Source organism: Pseudomonas sp. LBUM1647, from assembly GCF_059716175.1.
Window position 1 is genome coordinate 2,556,077 of record NZ_CP166809.1, and the last position, 26,645, is coordinate 2,582,721.

The window sequence follows — 26,645 nt, forward strand, 5'->3', positions numbered from 1 at the left end:
ATCACGCTGAATGTTGGGCTCAGGGACATCACTTATCTCAAAAAAGGTATTCATCGGTGTTCTCGTTGCGCTGCTTTTCGCGCTCTATTTAACACCAAGCCGGGAGCAGAGGCATCGCCCAAGGCGATGCAACGTCATCAGGCTTTGCTGGTCGCCAGGTAAGCGCCAAGGCGTTGTCCCATTTGCTCGCCCAAGGCTTGCAGGCCACTCAAGGGACGGACCATCACCTCAAACTCAACGATTTTTCCTTGTTCGTTGAACCGGATCATGTCGATGCCCTTTAACGCTTTCCCGCCGACGTTGGCGGTGAACTCCAGGACGACACTCAACCCGTCTGCGGTCGACAGTTCCCGGTGGTAGACAAAATCCTCAAATACCTCGATGACCGTGTTGAGAATCATCGATACCACGGCCGCACCCGGGTAAGGCGTGTGCGCCATCGGGGAGCGGAATATCGCCTGTGGGTCCAACAAACCGGGCAAGGCGCTCAAGTCACCCTTGCTGATCATGTCGTGCCACTGGTTCAAGGATTCTGCGGCGTTGGGATGCAGTTTCAGTTCAGACATTTTCAACTCCTGTATTTTTGTTGTTTTGCAAACGCTTCGGTGTTGCTCATGCAGTGTTTCACGATCGCTCAGCGACACACAGTTCCCCGGTGGCGCGTATCAGTGCCTGACCATGCAGACTGTCCTTGATGAGGCCGGATCGTGCCGTGGCTAGCCAGTTCTCGCATTCCGGGTCATTGCGATAGGGCGCGAAGGCGGCGTATTGCTGCAACAGGCGGTTTTGCAGCTCGTCGAGCTGTGGCCGGATTTGATTGGCGAGGTCTGGCCGCGGCGTGTCCGGCGCCTTGCCAGCCGCTCGCCATTGGGCCACCAGTCCGTACTGCACCAGCTTGTTGGCTTCAATCTGTGCGGCGATCAATTCGGCGAACTCGTCGGGGGCCAGTGTGCGGTCAACGGCCAGCTTCCTGGCGTTGGCGATGACTTGCGCTTCCCGGGCACTGTCCTGGATCGGTTTGCCACTGTCCCACTTGGTCAGCGCCACAAGATCAGCAATGCCCAGGCGTTCGTTCAACGTCACCAGCAGCGGTTGCAAGCTATCGGGCACCGGGGAGGGCGCACCGGCCTGTGCGCTGCTGGCGAGTAAACCGAGGACGGCGCAGATCAGCAGTTGCGGTAAGCGTGGGGAATGGAGCATGGGCAAACCTCATTGGGTACGGGACTCACAATCAGGTGTTATGTATCACAGGTGCGGCGGAGGCATTAAGCAGGGATCGATTTATTTTGTGCACGAAAAAGCCCGGCTTGTCAGGCCGGGCTTTTCGTTGAGTGCTGCGGTCAAGCCATTCATTTATACAGCGCGGTTTTCGATCAGACGATCGGAGCCACCTTCTGCAACGCGTTTTTCGATCAGACGATCCGAACCACCTTCAGCAACGCGGTTTTCGATCAGACGATCCGAACCACCTTCGGCAACACGTTTTTCGATCAGACGATCGGAGCCACCTTCAGCAACACGGTTTTCGATCAGACGATCGGAGCCACCTTCAGCAACACGGTTCTCGATCAGACGATCCGAACCACCTTCAGCAACGCGGTTTTCGATCAGACGATCCGAACCACCTTCAGCCACACGACTTTCAATCAGACGATCCGAGCCGCCTTCAGCGACAACCGGGTGAGTGGAGGTAGCGGCGAAAGCGTTAACTGCAAAAACCGAGAAAGCGATGCTGAGGAGGATTTGGCGTTTCATGATGGTGTGCTCCGGGGTGTAGTTGTTGGGTATGGCGCTGATGTTACGCCGCGGATTTTTTATGAGAACTTCATTGAGTTGATGGTGACTATCGACGCCGGCAATGATTCTCCTGCTGTCGGCTCTACGCTCAGCCAGAACCGCGGAGGTATGCTTGCTTGGTATGGTGTTACGGCTACAACCACGACGAATCCATACGCTGTTTCCACAAGGCGATCGAACATGACCGCGATTGCGCGATGGCCTACTGAGGCATCGCTTACGCTTCGGGCCCCCACTACAACAAGCGTTGGGATGCCTACGCCGCGTCCATGCGCGATGTCTACAAAGCCTTTCCCGAAGATCCCGATGTCGTTGCGATATTTGCCGACGCGCTTGAAACGGTGGCCGTGCTGGAACGGGCACTACGGCGGATGGAACAGCAAGGCGATGCGCCGCACCCCGGCGTGCTGCACATGTACGTCCACACCCTGGAAATGTCGCCCTACCCGGAACGGGCATTGCGCGCCGGCGATGTCCTGCGTGACCTGGTGCCGGACTCCGGACATTTGCGCCATATGCCGTCGCATATCGACGTGCTCTGCGGTGATTACCGTGGGCCATGGTCACCAATAGTCGGGCAGTCCTGGCCGACAGCAAATACCTCGAACAGGAAGGGCCACTCAACTTCTACACCTTGTATCGATGCCACAACTACCACTTCAAACTCTATTCGGCGATGTTCCTCGGGCAGTACCAACCGGCCCTGGAAGCCGCCGATCAGCTGATATCGACCATCAGGGAAGAACGGCTGCGCGTGGAGCAGCCGCCCATGGCTGACTGGCTGGAAGGCTTCGTATCGATGAAGGTCCACGTGCAGATACGCTTCGGCAAATGGCAGGACATCCTCGCCACCCCGCTGCTGAACGACCAGGCGCTGTACTGCGTGACCACGGCGATGCTGCATTACGCCAGAGACGTGGCGCACGCGGCCACCGGGTATATCGCCGCCGCAGAAGCCGAACAGCGACTATTCCTCGAAGCCTGGACCCTCTGCGGACGTTGGCTAACATTGGGGCGCAAGTACCCGTTCAGCGGCGACGCTTCGCGCCATTCGCTGAAACAGATGGTCAGTCTTACTTAACCAGTTCGACCTCACTCGGCCGCCACTCTTTCGTAAAGAACGATTCAAGCGGGCTGTAGAGGCGCAGGAGCGTAAACCATCCTTTGTCGGGTGTGGTTTGAATCCAGTTGCCTTCCTTTGCATCAGCTGGCTTGGAAGGACCGAAGAAGATTGTTGTGGACCCATCCGCGTTCTCAGTGGCGGCCGGTGTAGGGTAGGTCTGGCTGCCTGCGCGCGGGTAACGCTGCGGTGTCTGAAGCATTGACCGCGTCTGGTTGTCGTAGACGGTGAACGACCAGAACTTGGCCGCTGGAATCTTCGGCGGCAGGGTCACCTTGTAGGTCTTGCCGCCATCGAAGGGATTTTTTTCAGCATCAGTGAATCCCATGAGGTACTGCGAACCGACATTGGGCAATCGCATGATCATGCCCGGCGAATCCATGGTGTAGCCGTAGTAAAAGGCTGCGCGGGAATCGAGGGTCCGCGCGCCAGTCGGTGCCAGCGCTTTGAACAAGCCTTCCTTGGTGATCGTCGGCGGCGGCGTCTCGAAGTCGAAACCACCTTGCCACAGCATGTTGGCCCACATCGAGTTCGGATAAAGGGACCAGCCGGGATAATCGGCGGCACGCCAATTCAGCGCTCGCCCAGCCGCGTTGCCAACGGCAGCAGCGTCGGTGAGAATCTTCTTCATTCGGGCGTCGGGGCTGAAAGGTTTGCCCTTCACGATGCCAATGGCCGCCAGCTGACCAATGAGTTCGGGGTTGAAAGAGGTGGCCGGTTCCAGCTGTACGAGCTTGTCGAGCATCTCGAAATAGGAGAAGTCGTTCGGCGCGATCGTATTGAATGACTTGCCGCTCCCCTCAACGAATTTTGTCGGCGGTATCGGTGGGTTGGGCGCCAGCCTGACGTTGCCTTCGAGTGCCGTGGCAATGCTGGTGCCAAATCCGCCCGGCGTGTAGGGGTAGATCTTCAGCGATTGTTTGATCGCGGCCACAGCAGGTTTCGGATCGTTGTTCTCCATGAAGGCGCGAACGGCGTAGAGCACATGATTGGTTTTTGATCGGCCGACGAAGAAGCCGCTGTCTGGAAGAGGACCGTCGTAGTCCGGCGGCAAGATCAGGTACTTGCCTCCTTCGCCGCGGTCAGGACCGGGCGCGCCGATGTCGATGATCCAGCCGAACCACATATCATTGAGCGTACCGAGCGCCTTCGGTGGCACTTCAACCACTAACGGGCCCTTCGTCAAGTCGAGGACCGCGAGCGTATAGATGGTATCGACGTTGGCGGTGAGAAAGAGCGATTTGGAGTCCATCAACTCAGAGAATATAACCACCGAGTTGTCCTCAGCCCCGATGCTATGGAAGCCCTCGCGAACCGCATAGGCCGAGGCGCCCGAAAAACTGTTCATGAACGCGTCTACACCACGCGTGAAGGCCAGGGTGTCGTAGACGTCCTGAGCGGTTTTTGCGCTCGGCGCGCCGTCCTTGAATTCCAGCGTGCCGATACGGGTCTCGAGGCGATCGGGTGTGGTGATCGCCGGGGGGATTTCGGTGGTGGTCTGCGCCTCGGCTAATACAGGAATGGCCAGCGCGACGAAGGTCGCCAGTACGGCCAGTGGTCTGAGCGTGTGCGTCATAGTGCTCTCCTTGAGAGGCGTCTATTGCATTGACTACCCAAATAAACCTGGTGATGGAAGTGTACTTTCACGACGTGGGTTGTCTCGTGCGAGTTGGCTCACGTGCGTTCCTAGTCTTTGTTGCCGACCTTGTTCTGGGCTGCTTCCTTGCCCGCGACATTCAACTGCGGCGGTTCGAGCTTGACGGTGAGTTTGTGCAGCGAGCCGTTGAACGCGAACGGCACCTGGTAATCCTTGTCATCGACGGGGGTACCGGTGTCGGAGCCGACGTCGAAACTTTCATCCACGCCGAAGACGAATGGAACGCTGTTGGGGATCGTACGGCTCGCCACTTGCTTGCCGTCCACCGAGAGCACGCCGGTGCCGCCTTTTCCGAATCCCGGCCCAGCGTATTTAAAGTCGAAGCTGATACCGTGCTTTCCGGGAGTAAGCGCCTCGGTCCCTTCCCAACGGAATTGCGCCACACCCTCAAGGTTGTAGCTGAAAACCGGCTTGCCTTTGAGGAGGTAGAAGGCATAACCACCGAAGCGGCCGCCATCCGTCACCAGAACACCGTCGCCCCCACCCTCCGGAACGGTGACGTCAGCCGTGATGACATAGGACTTGTTCAATGTGTTGGGCTCGTTGCCTGGAAGAATGCCGGTGACTGGCGACAAGTAATTGAACTCAGTGCGTCCGGCCACGATGCTCGGGCGCTGCGCAACGACGCGGGTGAAACCGGAAGCGTCGAGCGGCAACACTTGATACTTGTTTGCTTCCACCCAGAATAAATCTTGCAGCTCCTTGAGCTTGGTAGGGTTGGCTGCTGCGACATCGTCGTTCTGGGTCCAATCCTTGGTGATGTCGTACAGCTCCCATTTGACGCCATTGACGATGTCCTTGGGTGGCTGCGCGGTGATGTCCCAAGGTGCGCGGTAGGGCGTCGTCGATGCCATCCAACCCTCGTGGTAGAGCGCGCGCAGGCCGAGCATTTCGAAGTACTGCGTGGTGCGCGTGGACGGCTTGGCGGCATTCGGCTTGTCGAAGAGGTAAGCCATGCTCGTGCCTTCGATGGGCTTTTGCGCAATGCCGTCTACCTGGAGCGGCGCGTCTATGCCGGTGGCTTCGAGGATCGTCGGCTCGATGTCAATAACGTGGTGAAACTGGTTTCGGATGCCGCCGGCATCCTTGATCCGGGCTGGCCAGGAAATGGCCATGCCTTGGCGCGTGCCGCCAAAATGTGACGCCACTTGCTTGGTCCATTTGAAGGGCGTGTCCATGGTCCAGGTCCAGCCCACGGCCATATGCGGATAGGTCTGGTCCGAACCCCAGGCGTCGAGGTATTTCATCTGGTCGGCCACCGGTACGTTGATGCCGTTGAAGGTGGTCATCTCGTTGGGTGTGCCATTTGGCGTGCCTTCTGCACTACCACCGTTGTCGCCACTGATGTAGATCACCAGCGTGTTATCGAGCTTGCCCATGTCATCAATCGCCTGGATCACCCGGCCGATTTCATGGTCGGTGTACGCGAGATAGGCCGCATAGACCTCCATCTGGTGGGCATACAGTTGCTTCTCGTCCGCTGGCAGTTCGTCCCATTTTTTCAGTGAATCCGGCCACGGCGTGAGCTTGGCTTCCTGCGGGATGACACCGAGACGCTTTTGATTGGCGAAGATCTGATCGCGCGCGGCGTTCCACCCCATGTCGAATTTGCCCTTGAACTTGGCGATCCATTCCGGCGTCGGGTGATGCGGCGCGTGGGTGCCGCCGGGCGCGTAATAAAGAAAGAACGGCTTCTTCGGATCGAGCGCGTTCAATTCATTGACGTAGCTGACGGCGTCATCCGCCATCGCAGTGATCAGGTTCCAACCCGGTTTGCCAACGTAAGGATGGATCGGCGTGGTGTTGCGCATCAGATTGCCCGGTTGCCACTGATTGGTTTCGCCCCCCATGAACCCGAAGAAGTAATCAAAGCCCATGCCGATGGGCCATTGGTCGAACGGGCCGGCCTGGCTGATCTGGAACGACGGCGTGTTGTGGTTTTTGCCAAACCACGACGTTGCGTAACCGTTGTCCTTGAGAATTTTGCCAATGGTCACCTTGTCCTTGGTAATGACGCTGTTGTAGCCGGGATAACCCGTTGAAATTTCCGTGATGACACCGAAACCGACGGAATGGTGATTGCGCCCGGTAATCAGGGCAGCACGCGTCGGCGAGCACAGCGCCGTCGAATTGAATTGCGTGAAGCGCAATCCGGCTGCTGCGACGCGATCCATGGTCGGCGTCGGGATGAGGCCGCCGAACGTACTGGGCGCACCGAAGCCGACGTCATCGGTGATGATCAACACGATATTCGGCGCGTCTTTGGGCGGTACGACGGTCGGGGACCAGTAGGGCGTCGAGGTCGTGGCGTCGAGGTTGATAACGCCGCCGAATGCCGCGGGCGGGTTCGGGAGATATCTGCCGTCGATGGTCGTGGTCGCGCTCGGTGACCCAGGCGTCCCGTAAACTTGCGGAGTCGCTGCGTCGGCGGACGAAAGCACAAGCATGGCAAATGCCAGCCCTGCACCGACTCGCGTGTGCAGTCTTGAAGGTCGATCCCAGTGTGCATTGGCCATGGCCAGCTCCTGTAACCCCCACACCCCAGGCACTGGAGTGTAGAACCATTTTTCTTTCTCGCCAGCCAATTCAGCGCCCGGATCGTAACCTGAGTGGTCGTTGACAATAGAGTCGTGGCGCCTATAACTGATGCTGATGTCAGGAAGGCTCAGCAATGGTCGCAGCCTGAAACAAGGGGAGCGCAAATGCTTATCAGGAAACAGCGCTTGGGCATCGCGTTAGTCGCAGTCGGGATAGTGTCTGCCGGCCTGGCTTTTGCTGTGTATCAGCACCTTCGCGGTCCAGAACCGTTGACACTGGGTGATGGAAAAAATGGCCCCCTGGAGATGGTCTGGCTTCCTGCTGGCGAATTTTTGATGGGTAGCGATCATAAGCAGGCGCGGCCCAACGAGGGGCCGGCCCACAAGGTTCGACTCGATGGCTATTGGATCGACCGCTACGACGTCACCAATGCCGATTTCGCCCGTTTCATTTCTGAAACGCATTACGTCACCACCGCCGAACGCAAACCTGAATGGGACGATCTGAAAGTGCAGTTGCCCCCGGGTACTCCTGAGCCGGACGAGAGTCTCATGGTGCCTGGAGCCTTGGTTTTCGTGGGCACAGACAGACCCATCCCATTGAATGATTTCAGTCAGTGGTGGGCATTTGTCCCGGGCGCTGACTGGCGCCACCCGCTGGGCCCCGACAGCACAATCGAGGGCAAGGAAACCCATCCGGTCGTTCAGGTTTCACGCGAGGATGCACAGGCGTACGCAGCGTGGGCTCAAAAGCGCCTGCCGACCGAGGCCGAATGGGAATACGCCGCGAGAGGCGGACTGGAACAAGCGAACTATGCGTGGGGGAATGATTTCTCGCCGGGCGGCGAAAAGATGGCCAACACCTGGGATGAGGTACAACCGTTTCCCGTGTCCGGGGCCAGCAACAAATTCAAAATCGGCACCAAACCGGTAGGCAGTTACAGACCTAACGCCTACGGGCTATACGACATGTCCGGGAACGTTTGGCAGTGGGTCGCCGATTGGTATCGTGCTGATGCGTTTAAAGTTGGACTCAAACTGAATTCGACAGGCGAAGTATCGTTTAACCCGGTGGGTCCATCCGACAGCTATGACCCGGATCTCGGGGTAACGGCCAACGCACCGCAGCGTGTGATTCGAGGGGGCTCTTTTCTGTGTAGCGACAGCTACTGCACGAGCTTTCGAACCAGTGCCAGGCAGGGCGCGGACCCTATGAATTCCATGTCGCATCTCGGCTTTCGCCTGGTGATGAGCAATGATCAATGGGAAAAGAAGCGCTGATTGCGATATGCACGCGGGTGCCATGCTTTACGGTCAAGAAAATAGCCTGCCTCAGGATCGGATTTCGTTCTTCGAGCTTGTATCGCACGAAGACTTATCTGTTGGGCTCACCGACTGAGCAAGGTGTCGCCGGTTTCAACCTTTCAGGAAGAGAGGCTATTTGAGTGAAATCGTGACCAAGGCTTTCTCCCCGTCAGCCTCATAGAGGCCAAAATAAGGACGCTTGGTCGGTGAGTGCTGTCCATTTGAACCTCACTTGATGGTGAACTCTGGCGGTTCCTGCCAAACCGCCAATGCGTGGAGGCAACCTACCGACTATGAGCAGCGGCTGCCAGTTGCTCGGTATCTACGCGAACAAAAACGGAGTCTCCAATAGCCGTCAGCACATCCCCCGCGTAGACCTCACAGATGACGCGAGTTTTGCGTCCGACTTCACCTTCGACTTTCGCACGCAGGGTCAGCGGTACACCCATCGGTGTCGGTTTGATGAACTTGATGCCAAGGTTGCCAGTGACGCAATTGATGCGGGGCAGGCTTCCAGCTTCGCGGTGTTCCATACGGTAGTGATAAGCCATCGCCGTCCAGTTTGAATGGCAGTCAACCAGCATCGCTATCAGCCCGCCGTAAACCAGATCCGGCCAGCCGCAATACTTGGCATCTGGCACGTGTTCGGCCATGACATGCACGCCGTCCTCATGCCAGACGCTCTTGATGTGAAGCCCGTGCGGATTGCTGCTGCCACAGCCGTAACAAACGCCTTCAGGGGCGGCGGTGTCTTGCAGGGAGATGTCGAGCCTGGACATACCGTGATCCTCCTCAAAAATGTGAACCAAACCGTCGGATTTTAACGCTGCAATCGGGTCGCGGTCACTCGGGCAACCCGGCCAGCCGCAGTCCATCCGCGAGCCGTGCGAGATCCTCGGGCCGTTGGATGGGCAGCCAGTCCTTCAGGTTGGAGATGCGCAACGAGGGTTCCAGCTCGTGCAGGCGCTGTATCGCCTGCTTCGCTTTGTCCATTTGCCCGGTGAGCGCATGACTGGCCGCCTTCAGGGCAACCGAGGGCAGGAGGGTGGGCAGGCTCCCCAGCGCCTTCTCCGCCCAGGCCGAAGCGGCGTCGAAGTGCCCGGCGAAGAAATACGCGAGCGCCATTCCCACCTGCATCCGGAACATTTCCGGGTCCAGCGGACTCAAGCGAACGGCATGGGTCAAATGCTCAATCGCTTCGTCTGTTTCACCGCGCAGTGCGCGCAGGATACCGCCCAGGTACCAGGCGGGGGCGAGGTTGGGATTGAGCAGGCGCGCCCTGTCGAGCAGGGCAATGCCGCCATCGACATCGCCAGCGAGATGGGCAAGCGCATGTCCGCCTCGCGTCAGCGCCACCGCATCATCCCGGCCGAGTGTCACGGCCAGCCGCGCAAGCCGTACGCCTTCGGCGATCTCTCGAGGCCGATCGCTCATCCAGCCGATTCCGGTCGACGCCAAACATCCGGAGTACGCCTATGCCTTCATCAACTTCGTCATGCGCCCGCAGAACATGGCCGCCATCAGTAACTTCACCGGCTATCCCACCTCCAATACCAAGGCACGTCCGAGCGTCGATGCGAGTATGCGCAACAACCCGGATATTTACCTCGATGAGGCCACTTATGCCCGGCTGATCCCTGGCAAGGACATTCCCCAGCCCGATATGCGGGCGCGCATGCGCACCTGGACCAAGTTCAAAACCGCCACCGCGAAGTGACGTCAGGCCTTGACCCAGCGTTGACGGCTCCAGCTGCTCAATGTGTCGACGGCAAATACCAGCAACAGCATCGCCAGAATGACCGTGCTGGCTTGAGCTTCCTGGAACAGGCTGAGGCTGACATAGAGCATTTGCCCCAAACCACCGGCGCCGACGAAGCCGAGCACGCTGGCCATGCGGATATTGTTTTCCCAGCGGTACAGGATGTAGGCCAGTAGCTGTGGCAACAGGTTGGGCAGTGATCCGTAACAGAACGCCCATACGGCATTGCTGCCCTGCAGGCGGATGGCTTCGGCCGGTTCGGGTGGGGTGTTTTCCAGCGCTTCGGCGAACAGCCGACCGAGCACGCCGGTGGTGTGCAAGGCCAAGGCCAGGGTGCCGGCATTGGGGCCGAGCCCGGCGGCCAGGACCATCAGCGCGGCCCACACCAGTTCCGGAACCGCGCGCAAGGCGTTGAGCACCAGACGCGACGCGCTCTGCAAAGGCCAGCCGAAGCGCCCGGCCGCGGGCAATGCCAACAGCAGACCCAGTACCGCCGCGAGCAGGGTGCCGAGGGCAGACATGGCAAGCGTTTCCAGGGCGCCGTGGCCGATGGCTTGCAGGTGGCCCGCGCTCAAGTCCGGGCTGAGAAAACGCTGCGCATAAGCGCCCATCTGCTTCAGGTTACCGCTGCCACCGAGCTCGCCGAGGTCGATGCCCAAATAGATGAACGAGGCGACCACCGCTGCGCCGATGCACAGGAGCAGGGCCAGGTTGATCAAGCGATTCATGCCAGCCTCCAGCGCAGCAGGCGGCTGAGTTGATCGGCAAACAGCACCAGCCCGAGAAAGGTCAGCAACAGGCTCGCCACTTCACCGCCGGCGAACATGCGCAACGACAAATCCATTTGCTGGCCCAGACCGCCGGCACCGACGAAGCCCATCACCACCGAGGCGCGGATGGCGCATTCCCAGCGGTACACCGTGTACGACAACAGCTCCGCAGCGACATTGGGCAGGATCCCGTAGAAAAAGGCTGCGAGCCGACCGCTGCCAGCCTGCAATAGCGCGTGGGCCGGGCGCTGGTCAACCGACTCGAAAATTTCCGCGTAGACCTTGCCCAACATGCCACTGTAGGTAATGGCGATGGCCAGCACCCCGGCCGTCGGGCCGAGGCCGACGGCGCGCACGAACAAAAGCGCCCAGACGATTTCCGGCACGCTGCGCAGGAAGATCAGTAAACCGCGTACCGGCCAACGCAGCAGTTGGCCCCAATAGCCCGGGTGGCCGGCACGGGAGGCGGCAGACAGCGACAGAGCCCGACTGGCCAGCAGGCTGGCGGGGACGGCCAACAGCAATGCCAAGGCCATGCCGGCCGTGGCGATGGCCAGGGTCTGCAGAGTGGCTTGCACTAACAGCTCAAAGAATTCCTCGCCATGGGCCGGCGGCCAGAAGGCTGAGACAAACCGGCCCATCTCGCTCTGACTGTCACTCGCCACCAGCACACTGAGGTCCAGCTCGCTGAAGCGAATGCCTGGCCACAGCAAGGCAAGGGCCAGCAAGGTGAGCAGCAGGCGGGGCCGGGTGGCCGGATCTCGGGTATCACGGGTCAGCATCGGGGAATCTGCACACTCAGGGGCGCCGGAGCAATCGGTGGGGATTGCAGTTGTTCGTTGGCGTAGAGCTTGTCGAGCATCTCACGGTCGACTTCGCTGGCCGCAAGGTCGAACAGGATTTGTCCATCGCGCAAGCCGATGATCCGCGAAAAGTGCGCCAGGGCCAGTTCCACCGCATGCAGGCTGGCGACCAGGGTGACGTTGTGCTGCCGGGCATGGCGGCAGAGCACCGACAGCGTGTGCTCGGCCAACACCGGGTCCATGGCCGATACCGGCTCATCGGCCAGCAACACCTCGGGCGCTTGATACAGCACGCGGGCAACGCCCACGCGCTGTAGCTGTCCACCGGACAGTTGCTGACATTGCGTGAACAACTTGTCGCTGAGGTCCAGCCTGGCCAATGCCGCGCGTGCGCCCGGAATATCCACCGGATGCAGCAAGTTCAGCAGGCTCTTGCCCAGACCCCACTGACCCAGCTTTCCAGCCAGAACCGCGGTGACTACGCGCTGGCGCGGTGGCAGCGGGGGCGCTTGATGGATCAGGCCGATGCGCGCGCGCAGACGCTGACGCTGACGGGCAGACAGCTGCCAGGCGCGCTCGCCGAGTACCTGCAGCTCACCGTTGTCCGGTCGCAGGGCGGTGGCCAGCAGGTTGAGCAGGCTCGACTTGCCCGCGCCGGACGGACCGATGATGGCGACCTGTTCGCTGGCACCGATGTGCAGATCCACCCCACGCAACGCCTGGACGCCGTTGGCGTGGGTAAGGCTAACCTGGGTCAGATGTAACGTCATTTGAGCAATTCGGCGGCGCGTGCGGCTTCCTCGATGCCCTTGTAATTCTCGGGTTTGGTTTCGATGAAGCGGCTGGCGGCCTGCAGATCCAGAATCTCCTTGTCCTTTGGGTTCGCCGGATCGAGCGCCAGAAAGGCTGCCTTTATCTTGGCCGCCAGCGCTGGGTCGAGAGTCCCGCGCACCGTCCAGTTGTAGTCGTAGTAGGCCGGGGTGGTCGCAAACACTCTGACCTTGGAAGTGTCGACCTTGCCAGCGGCGACCAGTTTTTCCCACACGCTGGCATTAAGTACCCCGGCGTCCACCTTGCCGGCCTGGACCCAGGCGACAGTGGCGTCATGGGCGCCGGAATAGCCCACGCGACTGAAGTAGGTTTCCGGTTTGATGCCATCCTTCAGCATGAAATAGCGCGGCATGAGACTGCCCGACGTGGATGACACCGAACCGAAGGCGAAGGTCTTGCCCTTGAGATCGGCGAGGGACTTGACGGCCGGGTCGGCGGTGATGAATTTGCTGGTGAACTGGGCGTCCTGTTCGCGCTGTACCAGCGGAATGGCATTGCCGGTTTTCAGGCGGGCCTGCACGAACGTGAAGCCGCCCAGCCAGGCCATATCGATTCGGTCGGTGGCCAGCGCCTCGACCACGGCCGGATAGTCGCTCACGGGAACGAACTCGACCTTCATGCCCAATTGTTGTTCCAGGTAGGTGCCCAGCGGCTTGAACTTGCGCAGCAGTTCGGTCGGGGCTTCATCGGGAATCGCACTGACTTTCAGGGTGTCGGCGGCCTGCGCCAACAGGGTGCAAAAAGACAGCGTCAAGCCGACTGCCAATGCCAGGGTACGGTTGAGCATGAAAATTCTCCGGTGCATTAAGGCAAAAATGTCGATACGCCAAGCGCAAACTGGTTGCTGCATGGCGCTTTGTGAGGGTAGACGAAATGGAGCGCAATTGACCGCATTTGGCCCAATTGTTAGTGCGACAAGTCTGAAGTCGATCCGGCCAGGATGATACTTGGATTAGCGCTTTTAGCAGCCCGAAATCGCCATGTTTCATGACCGCCCGTAACCCGGCACGAGGGCTGTCTCACGCTTCGCTATTCTTCATGACACTACAGCGTTGCAAGTTGAACAGAGGATTGAATGATGAAGATGTTACTGATGGTCGAGTGCCCTAATGAACCCTTCAATACCCTTGTCAAAGCCGGGAAGGTGGGCGAGGTTATTGAACGCATTCTCACCAGCATCAAACCGGAGGCGGCGTACTTTACCGAGCAAGATGGCATGCGTGGTGGGATTTTTGTGGTCGACGTACAAGACCCCTCCGACATCCCCGCATTGGCGGAACCCTTTTTTCTCAACTTCAACGCCAGCTGCAAGTTCCGTATTGTGATGAGCGCGCAGGATCTGCAAAAGTCCGGTCTGGAGACGCTCGGGAAAACGTGGGCGTGCTGAGAGGCCAGACACGTCTGATTAGTCAGTTCCGTACAGTCCACAGCATGGTCTGAACCCTGATATGCGGATGACTGACCAACGGTTCCCATTCATCAATGAAAGAGAAACCCTGCTTTAGATAGAAGTTCGAGGCTCTTGCATTGTCCGGGGAGACATCCAGAAAAACGCGATCATGCCCTTTGCCGATCGCGCGGGATTTCACCGCCTCAACAAGCTGAGCGGCCACGCCAGAACCACGTGCAGCGGGTTCAACCCACATTCCGATCAGGTTATAGCGATTCACTTGACTGACCCCGGCACCGATCATCCCCACCGGTTTATCGTCCTTGATGGCCAACCAGAATTCCGGCCCGGCCGCTGACGAGGCGCGTTCTTTCCACTGCTCGTCACTGTATTGAGCGACCGTTTGGTAACTCACACCAAACGCTGTCGGCGTGTCCAAAAGCGCAGCGAGACGGACTTGTTTCAAAAACATCCAGTCTTTGGCTTCCGTCAATCGAATATCCATGATCTTCCTTGAAGATGGCGAAACTTTATCATCCCGTGGATTCAACCGGTCGATGCAACAGGCCGGCTAAATCTTTCAGCGGGTGTTTCGTAGTTTAGTTTTTCTTCTTGATCAGTTTGCCCATGTAGTACTTTAGGCTGAAACGATCTTTGGGCCTTGGCTTGTAGTGGGTTTTGTTTCTTTGTGCGGGATCGACCACCATGGTCCCTGCGGTGTAGTAATAAAGCGCTATAGACCTGCGCGTGATGTGCTCTGGTGTTGTTAAAGGCTCTGGATGCCCATGATTGCTGTCTTTGTCTGTGTTGAAAATGACACATCGATTGTAAATGGGCAGGACTTTTTTAAGACAGGTCTTCATGTCGACATCCCAGAGTTCCAGGTTGCCGCCGTATTCCTCTCTCCAGTCTTCATTTAGATAAATGATGATATTCAGTCTGCGCTCAACATTAAGCTTTTTGTTGAGCCTGAAGTCCGAGTGTACCCCCAGGAAACCACCACTTTTCGTTTCATGCAGGCCGCCACCACTAAAGTAGGGGTCGGGTATCAAGCCTTCGATGCCTGTGAGCTTTTCAAGAAACTGCAACATGGGGGCCGAGTTAAAGGCATTGAAAATAGTCTTCAAGTATGGAGTGCATTCGTTGGGACTGATTTGACGTTTTCGTTGACCTTTATAGCCGCGCTCGTAGAGCGTTTCGTTATTGGTTGGCTCGATTGGGAAGTGCGAGCAGATACTCGCAATCAGCTCTTCATCCAGGAAATTATCGATGACGATGTGCGGAAATGGCGTGGCCTGAATATAGCGACTGGCCAATGAGGAACCCAAGGCGCTGGCGGCGTTCTGGTCGAAATCAAGCTCCGGGGAGAGGGTCATAGGTAGTGCTTGAGTGATGGGTGCCATTACCGCTCCAATAACTTGATATAAAGACTTGTGGGTGACTTCAAGCAGAGTCCAGTGCACTGCTCGTTGTGTCTCTTCATAGCTTAACTTTTGCTGTCTTCTTTTTTCAGGCGCTTAAGGATATCGTTGTACATTTTGGTTCGTCTATGAGTCTTATCATAGCCGCCAGCCGCTGCGACAGTGCCGGACTGCATGTGGTCCAGATAACTGAAAATTTTACGCGGTGATAACATTTCAACGACATAGCCAAGCTCGGTCATGCGGTCTTGGAGGGTGTAGCCTGGCACGCGATCATCCATCGAAAAATGCATGTTGTGCTGTTTTATAAGTTTGCAGTTCCACAACGTACAGAAACTTTTCAAATAGACTTCTCTGTACGGTTTCGGTTCTCTGGAACGTAATCCCATGGAGATTTTCAGGTGTCTGAAATGATGTTTGAATAGTCGTGAGCTAAAGCGCCAAAGCGTTCTCGTGGTACCACGGTTTAATTGCTCAACACAACCGACGGCTACGACTTTTTGGTTTTTCAAGCATTTATTTAGCATCATCGGAAAAACATTTTTATCGAAAACAAATGTGTCGGTGTGCATTAAAAATAAATAATCAGTTTCAACTCGCTCCAAAACCAGGTCAAGTGCTTTGCCATGCGCGATATGCCCAGCTTCTGGTTCGGAAACAGAACGCTCGATTAAATTTATCCAGTCAAGAGTTCGTAAGTACTCGGTGCTTTCATCGGCGGAATAGTTGTCAACTACCCAAATTGGGACGCTGTGGCTGCCCAGGTGCTGGTGTAACAAGTCTAAGCATATCTTGGTGATTTCTGGTGTTTTGTAATTGACTATAACTATGCTGAAGGTTTTAGAGTTGTCAGCCAGAAAACTCGTGTTATTCATCGTTCAGGCGCCCAATGATATTGCATGTTATTGTAGGAATAATTGAATCTGTGTACAGCTTTCGCTTATTTGTCTGCGCAAAAATTTGCGTGGCTATAGAGCGCAATTTGTTAAGCCGCTTTGTTGTACATAATAACCATAGCTTACTTGGGCCTGATGGAGAGCAGTATGTGCGGACTTCATCGTATAAGGATCTGCGCTGTAGGTAAACATCCGTGACTTAATTCGTTACACGTTCCCCCGCTAGCTATCTCCCGCACACGCAGCCTGGTTAGCCGCATCTGCCCGAGCTGGCTCAGTGAACATCTTTGTGCCCTGACAGCCTTGCGAGCGGTCTCAACGTGATTCGACAAGGTCTGTCGACTGTCATTACCTAACGATTGGATTTACGGATGAAACCAACGATGTCTCTCCAGTTCCACACCAAGATCATCATTGCCATAACCGCCTTGTCCCTGTCTCTCTCTGGCTGTGTCGGGGTAGTGGTTTCCATGCCGGAACCGGAAAGAGAACGCATTCCCTTGACCTACCAGAAAACAGATAGCGACCTGACCACGCGGGAGTGGTGTGGCGTAACGCTGTGGGCTGTGATTGTACCGATCCCTTTGAAATTGCCCGTTTGCAAGCTTCACCAGGGGCAGTCTTTAACATCGCCCTTTTATGCCTGCGGCCCTCTGATGACCCTGGGACCTATCTTTCATGGTTATGAGGGAAATGCACTGTGCGGAACATTTTCTAAATGGTGATGACAGAGGCGGTGCCACAAAAAACAACCGTTGCTGTACATGCAGTGGCACTAACTGCGCATTGAGCATTATTGATGAAACGTGCGGCCCAGTGCATCCAGGCGAACCGCGATGGGGGGCAAGCGCTGGCTGCTCAGGGCAAGAGTTTCGACATCGTCTGCGGTGTTTTGCGCGATGCTCTGCACGGACTGCAAACGCCCGACCACTTCGCGGCTTGCCGTGGTTTGTTCGCGGGTGGTGGTGACAATGCGCCCATTGAGTTCATCGATATGCGAGATGTCGCTGCCCACCGCCTGCAACATCGCGGCCGCCAGCTGACTGTCTTCGACACAGCGCTCCACGCCTTCACGGCTGTCATGCATGGCCTCGACGGCTTTGCGGCTGCCTTGCTGCAAGGCCTCGATGATCGTCCTGATTTCCTTCGTGGAAAGGGCAGTGCGTTGCGCCAGGCTGCGCACTTCATCGGCCACAACAGCAAAGCCTCGGCCTTGCTCGCCGGCGCGAGCGGCTTCGATGGCGGCGTTGAGGGCCAGCAGGTTGGTTTGGTCAGCAATACTGCTGATGACCTCCAGGACAGTACCGATTTGCTCCGCCTGTCCCGCCAGCACCTGCACGGTTGAGTGGGTGCCTTTCAGGCGCGACGCCAACTGAGTGATTTCCTGCTGCGCGCGGTTCACACTTTCCTGTCCTCGGGTGATTTGCACGCTGGCCTGGCCGGCATGTTCAACGGCATGTTCGACGTGAACGGCAATATGCCCCATCGCGTCCCCCATCCGCTGCATCGAACCCGTCATCTGGGCAATTTCCGTCAGCTGATGCTTGGCCCCTTTCTCCAGCATGTTGCTCGCCTTGGCAAGCTCCTGGCCCAGCTCACCCAGGCCGTGAGAGTCGCGAACAACCCCGTCAACCAGGGCGGTAATCTGCATCAGGAATTGGTCGAAACGATCCGCGAGCGATACATGCACCGTGGCCTTGTCTCCCTTGCCAGCATCGACGGCGAGCTGGGATGTGGCCGCAAGCATCTTGTCCAGCATGTCCTGGCTCTCCACCGCTTCGGCCTGACTGTGCACGGCAAGGTAGAGCAGGGCGACCGTCTCCATGACCACATAGAAGGCGTGAACAAACACCATCGTCCACCCACCGTGATGCGCCATGACGTAGACCGGAAAACCTTGGTGTTGCAGCGCATGGAAGACCACGTGATGAACGGCGATCGTGGCAGCGGCGACCAGAATCGGTAGCCAGTCGCGATAAAAAGTCAGCACCGCCAACAAAGCGAAAATACCAAAGTGGGATTCAATGACGCCCTCAGCCTGATTGATATGCAGCGCGGCCATGACCATCAAGCCAATGCCCAGGCAACACCGCATCAACCGCGTGCCGCCCATTGCACGATAAAGCACCGTCAACAGCACGCTCGTGCCACCACCCACCAAAAACGCCTGAATAAACGTGTCGTGCCAGTAAGCCAGACCCAACGCGAAGAGGAACATCAGCCAGATCAGACCCAGCATGATTCGGTCGGCTTTGCGGTAGTGGTCAAGAAAACGAGGGGGCAAAGGCATTCACTTTTACTCCATGTAATTGAGCCGGAATAAGACAGGTCTTTCCGGCATGTCGAGGCATACATGAGAAACCGTGAAGAGCGTAGCCGTTTGCCATCACGCCTCCCGTGTTCGACGGTGAACACGGGAAACAATGTCAGAAATAGAGGCAAGTAATGCTGAAGTGACGGGGAGTACGACAGGCTCCGTTGCAAAACCAGCCGTACTCCTGAGTTCTTGCTAGCACTATTCGTCCACGCTGATGCCCGATCCCCCCAATTCGTTGGGGACATCCTTCAGCTTGGGCAATCCATCCTTGATGCGCAGCACGGTCTCCTGATAGTGGACGTGAACGCCTGGCGAATACGCGAGATCCGGGATGACCGCGGCATACACATCGATGAGCCCCATCCCCGGGTGTTCAGTGAAGAGGTGCCCGCCGCACGTCTTGCACCACTTGCGGTAACTGCGCGGTGTCTTGTTGTAGGTGCCGATGTTGTCAGCACCCCGAGTCACTTGCACCGCCTCGGGTTTCCACAGCGTGAAGGCATTGACCGGCCCTGCTGACCAATGCCGACACGACTCGCAATGGCAATAACCCATCCCGACCGGCTCGCCACTGACGGTGAACTCGACTGCGCCGCAAAAACAACTGCCCTTGTAAGACCGTTCAATGCTCATGGCATGACTCCTTGATCAATTGTCAGGACTTCATTCGTCGATGTAGCGCACCGCAGTCGCTGGCGTGCGCCGCACCTGCAGTTCGAAAATGTCCGTGCGCGCGTAATGCCCGGTGACGTCGAGCGCCCGCCGCGCCGGCGCCACGAGTGCAACGTCGATGTCCGCATACAGAATGCCCGCCTCTCGGTGTAATGGACCGGCCACGATCCGGCCTTGAGGGCTGACCACCACCGAGTCGCCGTCGTTGATCCATTCCTCCGGATCGGCAAACAGTTGCGCGCGCGCCGGGAAGTCATCGGGGATGTCGCTGCCGCGCAGCGCGGTGCCACTGCCGAGCACCCAACAGCGGCCTTCGAGAGCAATGTGACGCATCGTGCTGATCCAGCCTTCGCCTGTGTCGTACGTGGGGGCGACGTAGATTTCCACCCCTTGGGCATACAGTGAATAGCGTGCCAGCGGCATGTAGTTTTCCCAGCAGATCAGCGCCCCCACGCGGCCGACCGGTGTATCGACCGGACGCAACCCGGTTGCATCACCGAAGCCATGCACCATGCGCTCGGGATTGGTTGGCATCAGCTTGCGGTGGCGGTTGAGCACGGCGCCGCTCGCGCCGATCACGACTACGCTGTTATAGAGCGTGCCGCCTCCATTGCGCCGGTCGCATTCATTGATGCCGCACACGATCGTCACCGCGTGGACCCTGGCTGCCTCGCACAATTGGCTCAGGTCACCGTTTGCGATATCGACGGCGTTGGCCAGCAGCCGCGTGTGCAACTGGCCCATTACAGCCCCGTCCTTTCCCGCCGCCAGCCGCCAGATCCACGACGGGTAACCGGGAATGTACGATTCGGGCAAAACGATCAGCGAGGCTCCCGCCGCCGCTGCCTCGGCGACCGATTGCACGGCCCGGGCGATCGTCGCGCTGCGATCGAGCAGCACGGGCGGGCGCTGAATGATGGCTACCTTGGTCATGGCGTGCTCCTTTGGTATTTGGCTTTCGAGGTTTCAGCGTGCGCGTGGCGAAGTGGCGGGGCTAGTTCAGAATCTGAAGCGTTGTAATTGCGGAGCCAAGGCAATGGACGAAAGCTACGGTCAGTTCTGCACGGTCGCGCGCGGTGCTGAAGCCCTGTGCGAGCGCTGGACACCCTTGGTCGTGCGCGAGTTGTTGTGCGGCAGCAAGCGCTTCAATGAACTGCACCGCGGCGTACCACGAATGTCCACCAACCTGCTGGCACAACGTCTGCGTCATTTGGAAGAAATCGGCGTCGTGCACCGCACGGCCATCGGCAAAGTCTGGGAGTACAGCCTGACCGAGGCGGGCGAGGAATTGCGCCCCATCATCATGGCGCTAGGGCATTGGGGCGCGCGCTGGATCGGCAGTCGCCTTCGCGATGACGAACTCGACGCGGGCCTGCTGATGTGGGACGTGCGTCGGTTCGTGCGCATCGAAACGTTCCCGTCCCGACCGGTGGTCATCCAGTTCAAGTTCCGCGACGCGCGACCCGGCGAGCAAGCGTGGTGGCTCGTGGTCGAACAGGGCGTGGCAGACCTGTGCCGCGACGACCCCGGCCGCGAACTGACCCTCGTCGTGGACTCCAGCGTGCGCGCGTTGACCGAGGTGTGGACGGGCGACCGCACACCGCGGGAGGTTCTTCAGTCGCGAGAGCTGCGTGTAGATGGCGCGGTGAAGGATGCGGAAAGCTTGTGGCGCTGGCTTGGCACGAGTGCGTTCGCGGGTACCCGGAGCGCTGCGCGCTAGCGCTGGTAGCTGCCAATTGGGGTCGGTGCACATTGCATCCGTCGGTCGCAGGGCTTGAACCGTACGCTTGGGCTCAATTGGACTTCTTCGGTGGGTAGTTACCGCGCAAGCCCCCGGACTGGGAGCCTGTTTTACTGGGCAGGGCAGGCACTACCGGGCGAGATCTGGGTTGGGGGTTGGAGCGGCTCCGGGGTTGAGGTTGTTTGCTCATTGTTTGCCTCCTGAATTTTCAGGGTTTCGCGAAGGTCTCCTGATAAAGCTTAGCTGCTGGCTGCGATGGTCTGCATCGTTCGGCAATGGTTGAACAGGTTGCAAGCTACCAAACCCCGCAGCACGTAATCCTGAACAAAACGGGCGCCCGACAAGGCGCCCGTTTTTGTTTGTTCTGCCCTTCAATCAGGATCCATATCCGCTGTAGCGCTCAAATTGGAAGCTCCCAGGAAGTAAAACATTCCACCTGCAACAATGAAGAGCGCAAGCATGTAGAAGATGTAGTAGGGAGGCTGAGTCGCCAATACGACTCCGCAAAGCACCGGTCCCAGTGCCGCGCCAAGGTTGGACAGGTTTTGTGCTCCGTAATACATGCCGCGCAGGTTGTCCGGAGCGATTTTGTCGATGAACATGTACTCGGCGGGGAATACGATGATCTCGCCGACCGTGAAAATGGCTATGGAAATGACCCAGAGCAGAATAGAGGTCGACAGGGCAAAACCCGCCAACCCCATCATGAACATACTCAGTCCCGCGGCCAGCCACAGATTCAGATGTCTGTGAGAGATCTTCCTGCCTATGGAGTATTGCAAGCTGATCACCATCAGCGCATTGGTCGCCACAACGGTACTGATAATCTGGTAGGTGGATTCTGGTGTAGTAGTGACCACCAGATACTGCGAGAGATAAGCGGTGAACTGGCCAAAGACCACCGCACTGAGCAGCCCACCAAGGGTGAAACACACCAATCGATAATCCTGGAGTAACAGTTTTCCCACGGCCAGAAACGGTACTGGTTTCTGAGCTTCATCGGCAGCGTTCAGGTCTCTATTGCCCCAAACGAAATAGATGAAGAAGAATCCTGCTCCAAGCCCGGCAGATAACAGGAATGGCAAGCTGATATCCAGCTTGGCCATGCCAGCGCCAAGAAACGGGCCGACGGCATACCCGATATTGGTCAGCGTGTATTTGATCGAGAAAACTTCGCTGCGATCAGGGACGGGAAGCAGGCTGCCAAATCCTGATTTGACCGCGATATCAATGACCGCATAAGCCAGGTTGATCAGTACCAGGCAGCTGTAGAACAGCCAAAGATCGCGAGCCAGAAACGTCCCGAGAAACCCCAGCGTGAACACACCACTGAAGCCCAGGATCAGCCGGTAACTGGACATCTTGTCGACAAGAAAGCCACCGTAAAGACTCAATAACGACCCGATGATCAGTGTGCTGCCAATAACCAGGCCGATATCGGCGACGCTCAAGCTGAAACTGCCGGAAAGGTAAATGACCAGATAGGGCAGGGTGATTGCTCGCGCCAGGGTCAATATCAGGGACGCCGAAAGCAGCAAATTTATTGTTGTCGGATAGTTTTTTAGCGTGGTCAGCATCCTTGCCTCATCGTTCAGCAGGTTGTTTTTATGGTGTTCGTCAGTCGCATAGTGTTGATTGATGCGCGAATCAAGCTTACTGGGGAATTGTGTTCTGATTTATGATGTTTTTTATCAGGTCGAAAGAACTCAGTTCATGAATGCGGGGCGTCCATGTTTTCCTCCGAACGATTAAAGGGCATTGATGTATTTGTCTGCGTCGCCGACTCCGGCAGTTTCAAAGGCGCTGCCGAGCGGATGAGTCTGACGGCTTCGGCAATCAGCAAAGGGATAGCTCGATTGGAGAGCAGGCTTGGGACTCGGTTGTTCCATCGAACAACTCGAAGCTTGTCACTGACGGATGCGGGTATTGCGTTCTATCGCACATGTACAGGCGTGCTGGCTGACCTCGAAGAGGCTGAGCTGTCCCTACTTGCCGAAAACACTGAGCCTCGTGGCAGGATTCGCATTGACCTTCCAGGTGCATTCGGCCGCCTGCAGGCACTGCCGGTTATTCTGCGATTTGCCCAGGAACATGCGCTGCTGCTCCCGCACATTTCGTTTTCCGACCGTTTCATCGACCCTGTCGAGGAAGGTGTCGATATCGTCGTACGCATCGGTGGTTCGGACGTTTGGCCCGCCGCATTGGAACACCGCTACCTGGGCAGTGAGTGGCATATCTTCTGTGCGTCTCCCGCATATTTGAGTAAGCACGGCACGCCCGTGACCGATCGCGATCTGGAACAGCATCAGTGCATCGCTTACGGCTGGGCGGATGGGACGGTTAGCCCTTGGAGTTTTTCAGGAAAGCACCCGGGCGAAATTGAACGCAGGGCGATAGCCGCAAAGTTCGTTGTGGGAGATGGCGAAGGTCTGGTGATCGCGGTATCGGCGGGATGCGGGATCGCGCAGTTACCTTCATGGTTGATCAAACGTCAGCTTGAAGAGGGGACATTGGTTGAAGTGCTTCCCCACTTGGCAACCGATGGCCTGGCGATCAATCTGATTTGGCTAAAGAGCCGTCAGGCGCTTCCCAAGGTCAGTGCATTATTGGAGGCACTTGCCGCTGGTTTGGTGCCGTCTGCTAGCAAAATCCAATGACCGTTTTGGCTGTGGACTCAACCGGTCGACGCAACGCTCAACGTCCATATTCAACGTAGGGGCCCAAGTAGAAATCTTGCGTATCCCAGTTGATTCGATAAATCACTTCTTTCCTTGGCTTGATGTTGGCCGCGACAGTTTTGATCGCGACACCAGCACATAATCCAGACTCGGCGAGCCCGGTGCCGAGGTTCACTTCACCGGCAGGCAAAACGAAAGAGGCTTTCTGACCGGGACCAATCTTGGCTGCACGCTGACCATCAATGTAGAACACGACGTCACATCCCGCACCGACAAACCCGTCATCACGGAAAACGGTCAGGCGTCCCGGATCTTGCGTACCCTGGCTTTTGAACGCGTACATCTCATTGGCCGGCACTGGCCGCGCTTCAGAAACCCGCATATGAGATGTTGCGCAACCGCCCAAGGCCAGCAAGAGCGCCCCCGTTGCGATAATCCTTCGCATAATTTTTCCCTCCTGAAAAAAGGGCGAATGTATCAGAGCAGTCATACTGCTTTGCTTCATAAAGCCATTCGCCAAAAACACCATCGCCAAGTACTACCAAGAGTGTCTGCTTTTGGCCGTTATCCACCTGATGCGCCGGCCTGATGCGCTCGGCTATCGGTATAGCAGAGGTGCCAGCAGTGCACACATGCCACGCCAGTGCGAACCTTCCCAGTAAACCCGTTGGCAGGCGTCGCAACGCAGGAAGTGCGAATAGAGGATGCCAACGCGTGGCGGCACCTGCGACCGGGCCAGTTCCGGGCTGATCTCGTGCAGCGGCAGGTTGCAATGAAGGCACAGGCTGAATGGCCGCGCGCTACGCGCCAGGTCGAGGCGCTCGTACAATTCGCGCAGCTGCAGCGACGGTTTCAGGGCATGCACGTAACAGCCGTGACTGATAATCCGTCGCTTGAGCAGTTCGCGGTCACGGGTTAGCACGATGCGTCCTTGATGCGCAGCGATCTCGGCGATCTCGCCATCCTCGAAGCCATTGTCGTAGAGAGTGTCGAAGCCGCTCATGCGCAGCAGGTTGGCCAGCCCGCCAAGGTGCGCATCAGCGACGAAGCGCAGCACCCGTAAAGGTTGCGCCCGAACCTTGAGCAGCGGGCTGATGTCCAGCGTTTCGAACTTGGGATACACCGCCAGCCGGTCACCGTCGAAAATCACCCGCTCGAAGCCCACCGACTCGCCGTTGAGCAGCACCAACTCGACCTCGGTGTGCGGTATCCCGAGCGCCTCGATCATGTGCTTGACCGTCGCCGCTCGCGCGCACTCGCAAGTGAAGGACTGCCGCCGCCGTTCGGCCGGCAGGAAATCGTTGAGCTCCTCGTAGAAGCGGAAAGTTGCACTGGTCATGTTGAACAGTATGGCAGGGCTGCAAGGATGAGCGAGTCTGGTCCGGACATCTTCTCCGGCAGGCACCAAACTACGATTTGCCAACCGATTTTACTACCTGCACCCCGAACGTCTACGCTCCGTTTCTATCGGTGCACCACGTAACCTTAAGGCCTATGACATACGTGATCAGCAAGACATTGTTCCCAACACCGCCCACGCCGGAATATCGGTTGTGCCCTACGTCCAGGACTTTCTATTGCAACTAGGGGATTGAATAAAAACGCCGTCGAGGCCACATGAATTTATGAGCACTAATTACCAGCAAACCTTTTATGAAACCACGGCCGACATCACCACCTATCCCGCTCAATCGGGTCGTGTAGATACTAAAGTGTGCATCCTCGGCGGTGGCCTGGCAGGCCTGTCGACTGCACTCGGGTTAGCGGAGCGTGGTATCAATGACGTCGTTGTTCTGGAATCTCATAGCATCGGTCATGGTGCCTCGGGTCGTAATGGTGGCTTCGTCTTCGGAGGCTACAGCCTGGGAAACGCTGACCTTCTCGCCGCCCTTGGCGTTCAAGAGGCGCAGCGCCTTTACAGGCTAACGCTTGATGCCGTTGAGTTGATTCGTAATCGTGTCAAACAATACGGTATCGATTGTGACCTGGTTGACCAGGGGGTGATTCTCGCCAATTGGTTCAACGACCCGTCAAGACTTGAAACACCGCGAAAACTTATGAGTGACGTCTACGGGGTTGATTGGGAATACATGCCGCCAGGCCAGTTGAAAGAGATACTCAAGACTCACCGCTATTTCGGCGGCCTGCTGGAGCGTAACGCCTTCCACTTCCATCCTCTCAAGTACGTGTACGGCATTGCTCGCACGGTGGCTGAATTCGGTGTGCGTATCCATGAGCAATCATCCGCCCTGAACATCGAGAAGCGTGGAAAGAAATATGTTGTGCAAACCGATGGCGGGGAAGTGCATGCCGAGCATGTCATCTTTTCCTGTGGCGGATACGCGCACGGCGTCTATCGCCCGGTCGAACGTGCTGTGTTGCCCATTGCCACCTATGTCGTTGCAACCGAACCTCTCGGGGCTCGCTTGAAAGACGTTATTGACTGTGAATCAGCGGTCTACGACACGCGGTTCGCTTTTGATTACTACCGGCCGCTTCGCGACAGCAGGATTCTATGGGGAGGGCGGATTTCGGTGCTCAATCGGAGCCCGGAAGCGATCGCCAGTCTGCTCAAAAAAGATCTTTTAGCCGTATATCCCCAGCTGGAAGGTGTAGAGATCCAATATTCCTGGGGCGGGTTGATGAGTTATGGCCGGCATCAAATGGCCCAGATTGGCCAGGATGAAGCGGGCGTCTGGCACGCCGTTGGTTTTGGTGGTCACGGCATGGCGCCCACGACGGTGGCGGGCGAGGTTCTGGCCGACGCTATCGCCAAGTCCATTCCGATTCCCGACGGTTTCAGCAAGTTCGGGTTGACCCGTACTTTTGGTCTGGCCGGTCTGGTCGCCGCGCAAATGACCTATACCGCATGCCAAGCGAGAGATGCTTTCGACGCTATGCGCCTTAACAAGTAACGGCAACGACAGTAACGCTATCGGCGACACGACCTG

27 protein-coding genes and 2 pseudogenes are annotated in these 26,645 nt (G+C 57.5%); 8 read left to right on the forward strand and 21 right to left on the reverse strand.

The annotated features are described in order from the left end of the window. Positions 1-137 precede the first annotated feature (137 nt). The 4 genes from ACA059_RS11585 to ACA059_RS11600 all read right to left on the reverse strand — a co-directional run bounded on the left by ACA059_RS11585 (position 138) and on the right by ACA059_RS11600 (position 2,324). Positions 138-566 carry a nuclear transport factor 2 family protein gene (locus tag ACA059_RS11585; protein ID WP_497633880.1) on the reverse strand — a complete coding sequence of 143 codons (429 nt, stop codon included), beginning with the start codon at positions 564-566 and terminating at the stop codon, positions 138-140. Between the two features lie 58 nt (positions 567-624). Further along, on the reverse strand, positions 625-1,200 hold the full coding sequence (locus ACA059_RS11590) for a chorismate mutase (RefSeq protein WP_497633881.1): 576 nt from the start codon (positions 1,198-1,200) through the stop codon (positions 625-627). 153 nt (positions 1,201-1,353) lie between these two features. Then, positions 1,354-1,755 carry a hypothetical protein gene (locus ACA059_RS11595; protein ID WP_497633882.1) on the reverse strand — a complete coding sequence of 134 codons (402 nt, stop codon included), beginning with the start codon at positions 1,753-1,755 and terminating at the stop codon, positions 1,354-1,356. A 404-nt stretch (positions 1,756-2,159) separates the two neighbouring features. Next, positions 2,160-2,324 carry a hypothetical protein gene (locus tag ACA059_RS11600; protein WP_497633883.1) on the reverse strand — a complete coding sequence of 55 codons (165 nt, stop codon included), beginning with the start codon at positions 2,322-2,324 and terminating at the stop codon, positions 2,160-2,162. A 32-nt stretch (positions 2,325-2,356) separates the two neighbouring features. Here ACA059_RS11600 and ACA059_RS11605 point away from each other — a divergent pair, with 32 nt between their 5' ends. After that, positions 2,357-2,878, forward strand: coding sequence for a hypothetical protein (locus ACA059_RS11605; RefSeq protein WP_497633884.1), 522 nt, complete (start codon positions 2,357-2,359; stop codon positions 2,876-2,878). Here ACA059_RS11605 and ACA059_RS11610 read toward each other — a convergent pair. Further along, positions 2,871-4,493, reverse strand: coding sequence for a DUF1254 domain-containing protein (locus tag ACA059_RS11610; protein WP_497633885.1), 1,623 nt, complete (start codon positions 4,491-4,493; stop codon positions 2,871-2,873). The two genes, ACA059_RS11605 and ACA059_RS11610, sit on opposite strands and share 8 nt — an antisense overlap. A 110-nt stretch (positions 4,494-4,603) precedes the next feature. Next, the gene (locus ACA059_RS11615; RefSeq protein ID WP_497633886.1) at positions 4,604-7,090 is read right to left on the reverse strand and encodes an arylsulfatase; all 2,487 of its coding nucleotides are present in this window, start codon (positions 7,088-7,090) and stop codon (positions 4,604-4,606) included. 186 nt (positions 7,091-7,276) lie between these two features. Between ACA059_RS11615 and ACA059_RS11620 the strand changes: the two genes are divergently transcribed. Next, entirely contained in the window at positions 7,277-8,392 is a 1,116-nt protein-coding gene (locus tag ACA059_RS11620; RefSeq protein WP_497633887.1) for a formylglycine-generating enzyme family protein, read from the forward strand. 308 nt (positions 8,393-8,700) lie between these two features. Here ACA059_RS11620 and ACA059_RS11625 read toward each other — a convergent pair whose 3' ends face one another. Then, positions 8,701-9,195, reverse strand: coding sequence for a PaaI family thioesterase (locus ACA059_RS11625; RefSeq protein WP_497633888.1), 495 nt, complete (start codon positions 9,193-9,195; stop codon positions 8,701-8,703). A gap of 64 nt (positions 9,196-9,259) precedes the next feature. After that, positions 9,260-9,856, reverse strand: a pseudogene (locus ACA059_RS11630) (tetratricopeptide repeat protein); the annotation flags it as partial. On the opposite strand from ACA059_RS11630, the pseudogene ACA059_RS11635 reads away from it, so the two are divergent. Next, positions 9,855-10,133: pseudogene (locus tag ACA059_RS11635) on the forward strand (extracellular solute-binding protein); the annotation flags it as partial. The pseudogenes ACA059_RS11630 and ACA059_RS11635 sit on opposite strands and share 2 nt — an antisense overlap. 2 nt (positions 10,134-10,135) lie before the next feature. Here ACA059_RS11635 and phnE read toward each other — a convergent pair. From phnE to ACA059_RS11655, 4 genes are read right to left on the reverse strand one after another with little or no spacing between them, the layout of a single operon-like run. After that, the gene (gene phnE, locus ACA059_RS11640; protein ID WP_497633889.1) at positions 10,136-10,903 is read right to left on the reverse strand and encodes a phosphonate ABC transporter, permease protein PhnE; all 768 of its coding nucleotides are present in this window, start codon (positions 10,901-10,903) and stop codon (positions 10,136-10,138) included. Further along, positions 10,900-11,727 carry a PhnE/PtxC family ABC transporter permease gene (locus ACA059_RS11645; protein WP_497633890.1) on the reverse strand — a complete coding sequence of 276 codons (828 nt, stop codon included), beginning with the start codon at positions 11,725-11,727 and terminating at the stop codon, positions 10,900-10,902. The genes phnE and ACA059_RS11645 overlap by 4 nt, the downstream gene beginning before the upstream one ends. Beyond that, positions 11,721-12,518: a phosphonate ABC transporter ATP-binding protein gene (locus ACA059_RS11650; RefSeq protein ID WP_497633891.1), complete on the reverse strand. Its 798-nt coding sequence runs from the start codon at positions 12,516-12,518 to the stop codon at positions 11,721-11,723. Before ACA059_RS11650 ends, ACA059_RS11645 begins: the two co-directional genes overlap by 7 nt. Further along, the gene (locus tag ACA059_RS11655; RefSeq protein WP_497633892.1) at positions 12,515-13,366 is read right to left on the reverse strand and encodes a putative selenate ABC transporter substrate-binding protein; all 852 of its coding nucleotides are present in this window, start codon (positions 13,364-13,366) and stop codon (positions 12,515-12,517) included. Before ACA059_RS11655 ends, ACA059_RS11650 begins: the two co-directional genes overlap by 4 nt. A 291-nt stretch (positions 13,367-13,657) precedes the next feature. Between ACA059_RS11655 and ACA059_RS11660 the strand changes: the two genes are divergently transcribed. Then, positions 13,658-13,966 (forward strand): panthothenate synthetase, encoded by a 309-nt coding sequence (locus ACA059_RS11660; protein WP_497633893.1) that lies wholly within the window; start codon positions 13,658-13,660, stop codon positions 13,964-13,966. Between the two features lie 22 nt (positions 13,967-13,988). Here the strand turns inward: ACA059_RS11660 and ACA059_RS11665 are convergent, their stop codons facing one another. From ACA059_RS11665 to ACA059_RS11675, 3 genes are all read right to left on the reverse strand, one after another. Further along, positions 13,989-14,474, reverse strand: coding sequence for a GNAT family N-acetyltransferase (locus ACA059_RS11665; RefSeq protein WP_497633894.1), 486 nt, complete (start codon positions 14,472-14,474; stop codon positions 13,989-13,991). Between the two features lie 94 nt (positions 14,475-14,568). Beyond that, a complete protein-coding gene (locus ACA059_RS11670; RefSeq protein ID WP_497633895.1) occupies positions 14,569-15,372 on the reverse strand; it encodes a 2OG-Fe(II) oxygenase in 804 nt (267 codons plus the stop codon). 83 nt (positions 15,373-15,455) lie between these two features. Next, positions 15,456-16,265 (reverse strand): glycosyltransferase, encoded by an 810-nt coding sequence (locus ACA059_RS11675; protein ID WP_497633896.1) that lies wholly within the window; start codon positions 16,263-16,265, stop codon positions 15,456-15,458. Positions 16,266-16,657: 392 nt separating this feature from the next. Here ACA059_RS11675 and ACA059_RS11680 point away from each other — a divergent pair, with 392 nt between their 5' ends. Further along, positions 16,658-17,011 carry a hypothetical protein gene (locus ACA059_RS11680; RefSeq protein ID WP_497633897.1) on the forward strand — a complete coding sequence of 118 codons (354 nt, stop codon included), beginning with the start codon at positions 16,658-16,660 and terminating at the stop codon, positions 17,009-17,011. 68 nt (positions 17,012-17,079) lie between these two features. Here the strand turns inward: ACA059_RS11680 and ACA059_RS11685 are convergent, their stop codons facing one another. The 3 genes from ACA059_RS11685 to ACA059_RS11695 all read right to left on the reverse strand — a co-directional run bounded on the left by ACA059_RS11685 (position 17,080) and on the right by ACA059_RS11695 (position 20,208). Next, complete coding sequence (locus ACA059_RS11685; protein WP_497633898.1) at positions 17,080-18,576, reverse strand: methyl-accepting chemotaxis protein; 1,497 nt, start codon at positions 18,574-18,576, stop codon at positions 17,080-17,082. A gap of 225 nt (positions 18,577-18,801) precedes the next feature. Beyond that, positions 18,802-19,236: a GFA family protein gene (locus ACA059_RS11690; protein WP_497633899.1), complete on the reverse strand. Its 435-nt coding sequence runs from the start codon at positions 19,234-19,236 to the stop codon at positions 18,802-18,804. A gap of 30 nt (positions 19,237-19,266) precedes the next feature. Then, the gene (locus ACA059_RS11695; protein ID WP_497633900.1) at positions 19,267-20,208 is read right to left on the reverse strand and encodes a carbon-nitrogen hydrolase family protein; all 942 of its coding nucleotides are present in this window, start codon (positions 20,206-20,208) and stop codon (positions 19,267-19,269) included. Positions 20,209-20,311: 103 nt separating this feature from the next. On the opposite strand from ACA059_RS11695, the gene ACA059_RS11700 reads away from it, so the two are divergent. Then, complete coding sequence (locus tag ACA059_RS11700) at positions 20,312-20,995, forward strand: winged helix-turn-helix transcriptional regulator (RefSeq protein ID WP_497633901.1); 684 nt, start codon at positions 20,312-20,314, stop codon at positions 20,993-20,995. Between the two features lie 392 nt (positions 20,996-21,387). On the opposite strand, the gene ACA059_RS11705 is transcribed toward ACA059_RS11700, so the two are convergent. Further along, on the reverse strand, positions 21,388-22,593 hold the full coding sequence (locus tag ACA059_RS11705; RefSeq protein WP_497633902.1) for an MFS transporter: 1,206 nt from the start codon (positions 22,591-22,593) through the stop codon (positions 21,388-21,390). A 153-nt stretch (positions 22,594-22,746) separates the two neighbouring features. On the opposite strand from ACA059_RS11705, the gene ACA059_RS11710 reads away from it, so the two are divergent. Continuing rightward, positions 22,747-23,673 carry a LysR family transcriptional regulator gene (locus ACA059_RS11710; protein WP_497633903.1) on the forward strand — a complete coding sequence of 309 codons (927 nt, stop codon included), beginning with the start codon at positions 22,747-22,749 and terminating at the stop codon, positions 23,671-23,673. Between the two features lie 37 nt (positions 23,674-23,710). Here the strand turns inward: ACA059_RS11710 and ACA059_RS11715 are convergent, their stop codons facing one another. Then, entirely contained in the window at positions 23,711-24,199 is a 489-nt protein-coding gene (locus ACA059_RS11715; RefSeq protein WP_497633904.1) for a hypothetical protein, read from the reverse strand. A gap of 93 nt (positions 24,200-24,292) precedes the next feature. Next, positions 24,293-25,033 (reverse strand): Mut7-C RNAse domain-containing protein, encoded by a 741-nt coding sequence (locus tag ACA059_RS11720; protein WP_497633905.1) that lies wholly within the window; start codon positions 25,031-25,033, stop codon positions 24,293-24,295. A 286-nt stretch (positions 25,034-25,319) separates the two neighbouring features. Here ACA059_RS11720 and ACA059_RS11725 point away from each other — a divergent pair, with 286 nt between their 5' ends. Next, entirely contained in the window at positions 25,320-26,609 is a 1,290-nt protein-coding gene (locus tag ACA059_RS11725; protein ID WP_497633906.1) for an NAD(P)/FAD-dependent oxidoreductase, read from the forward strand. Positions 26,610-26,645: the final 36 nt, after the last annotated feature.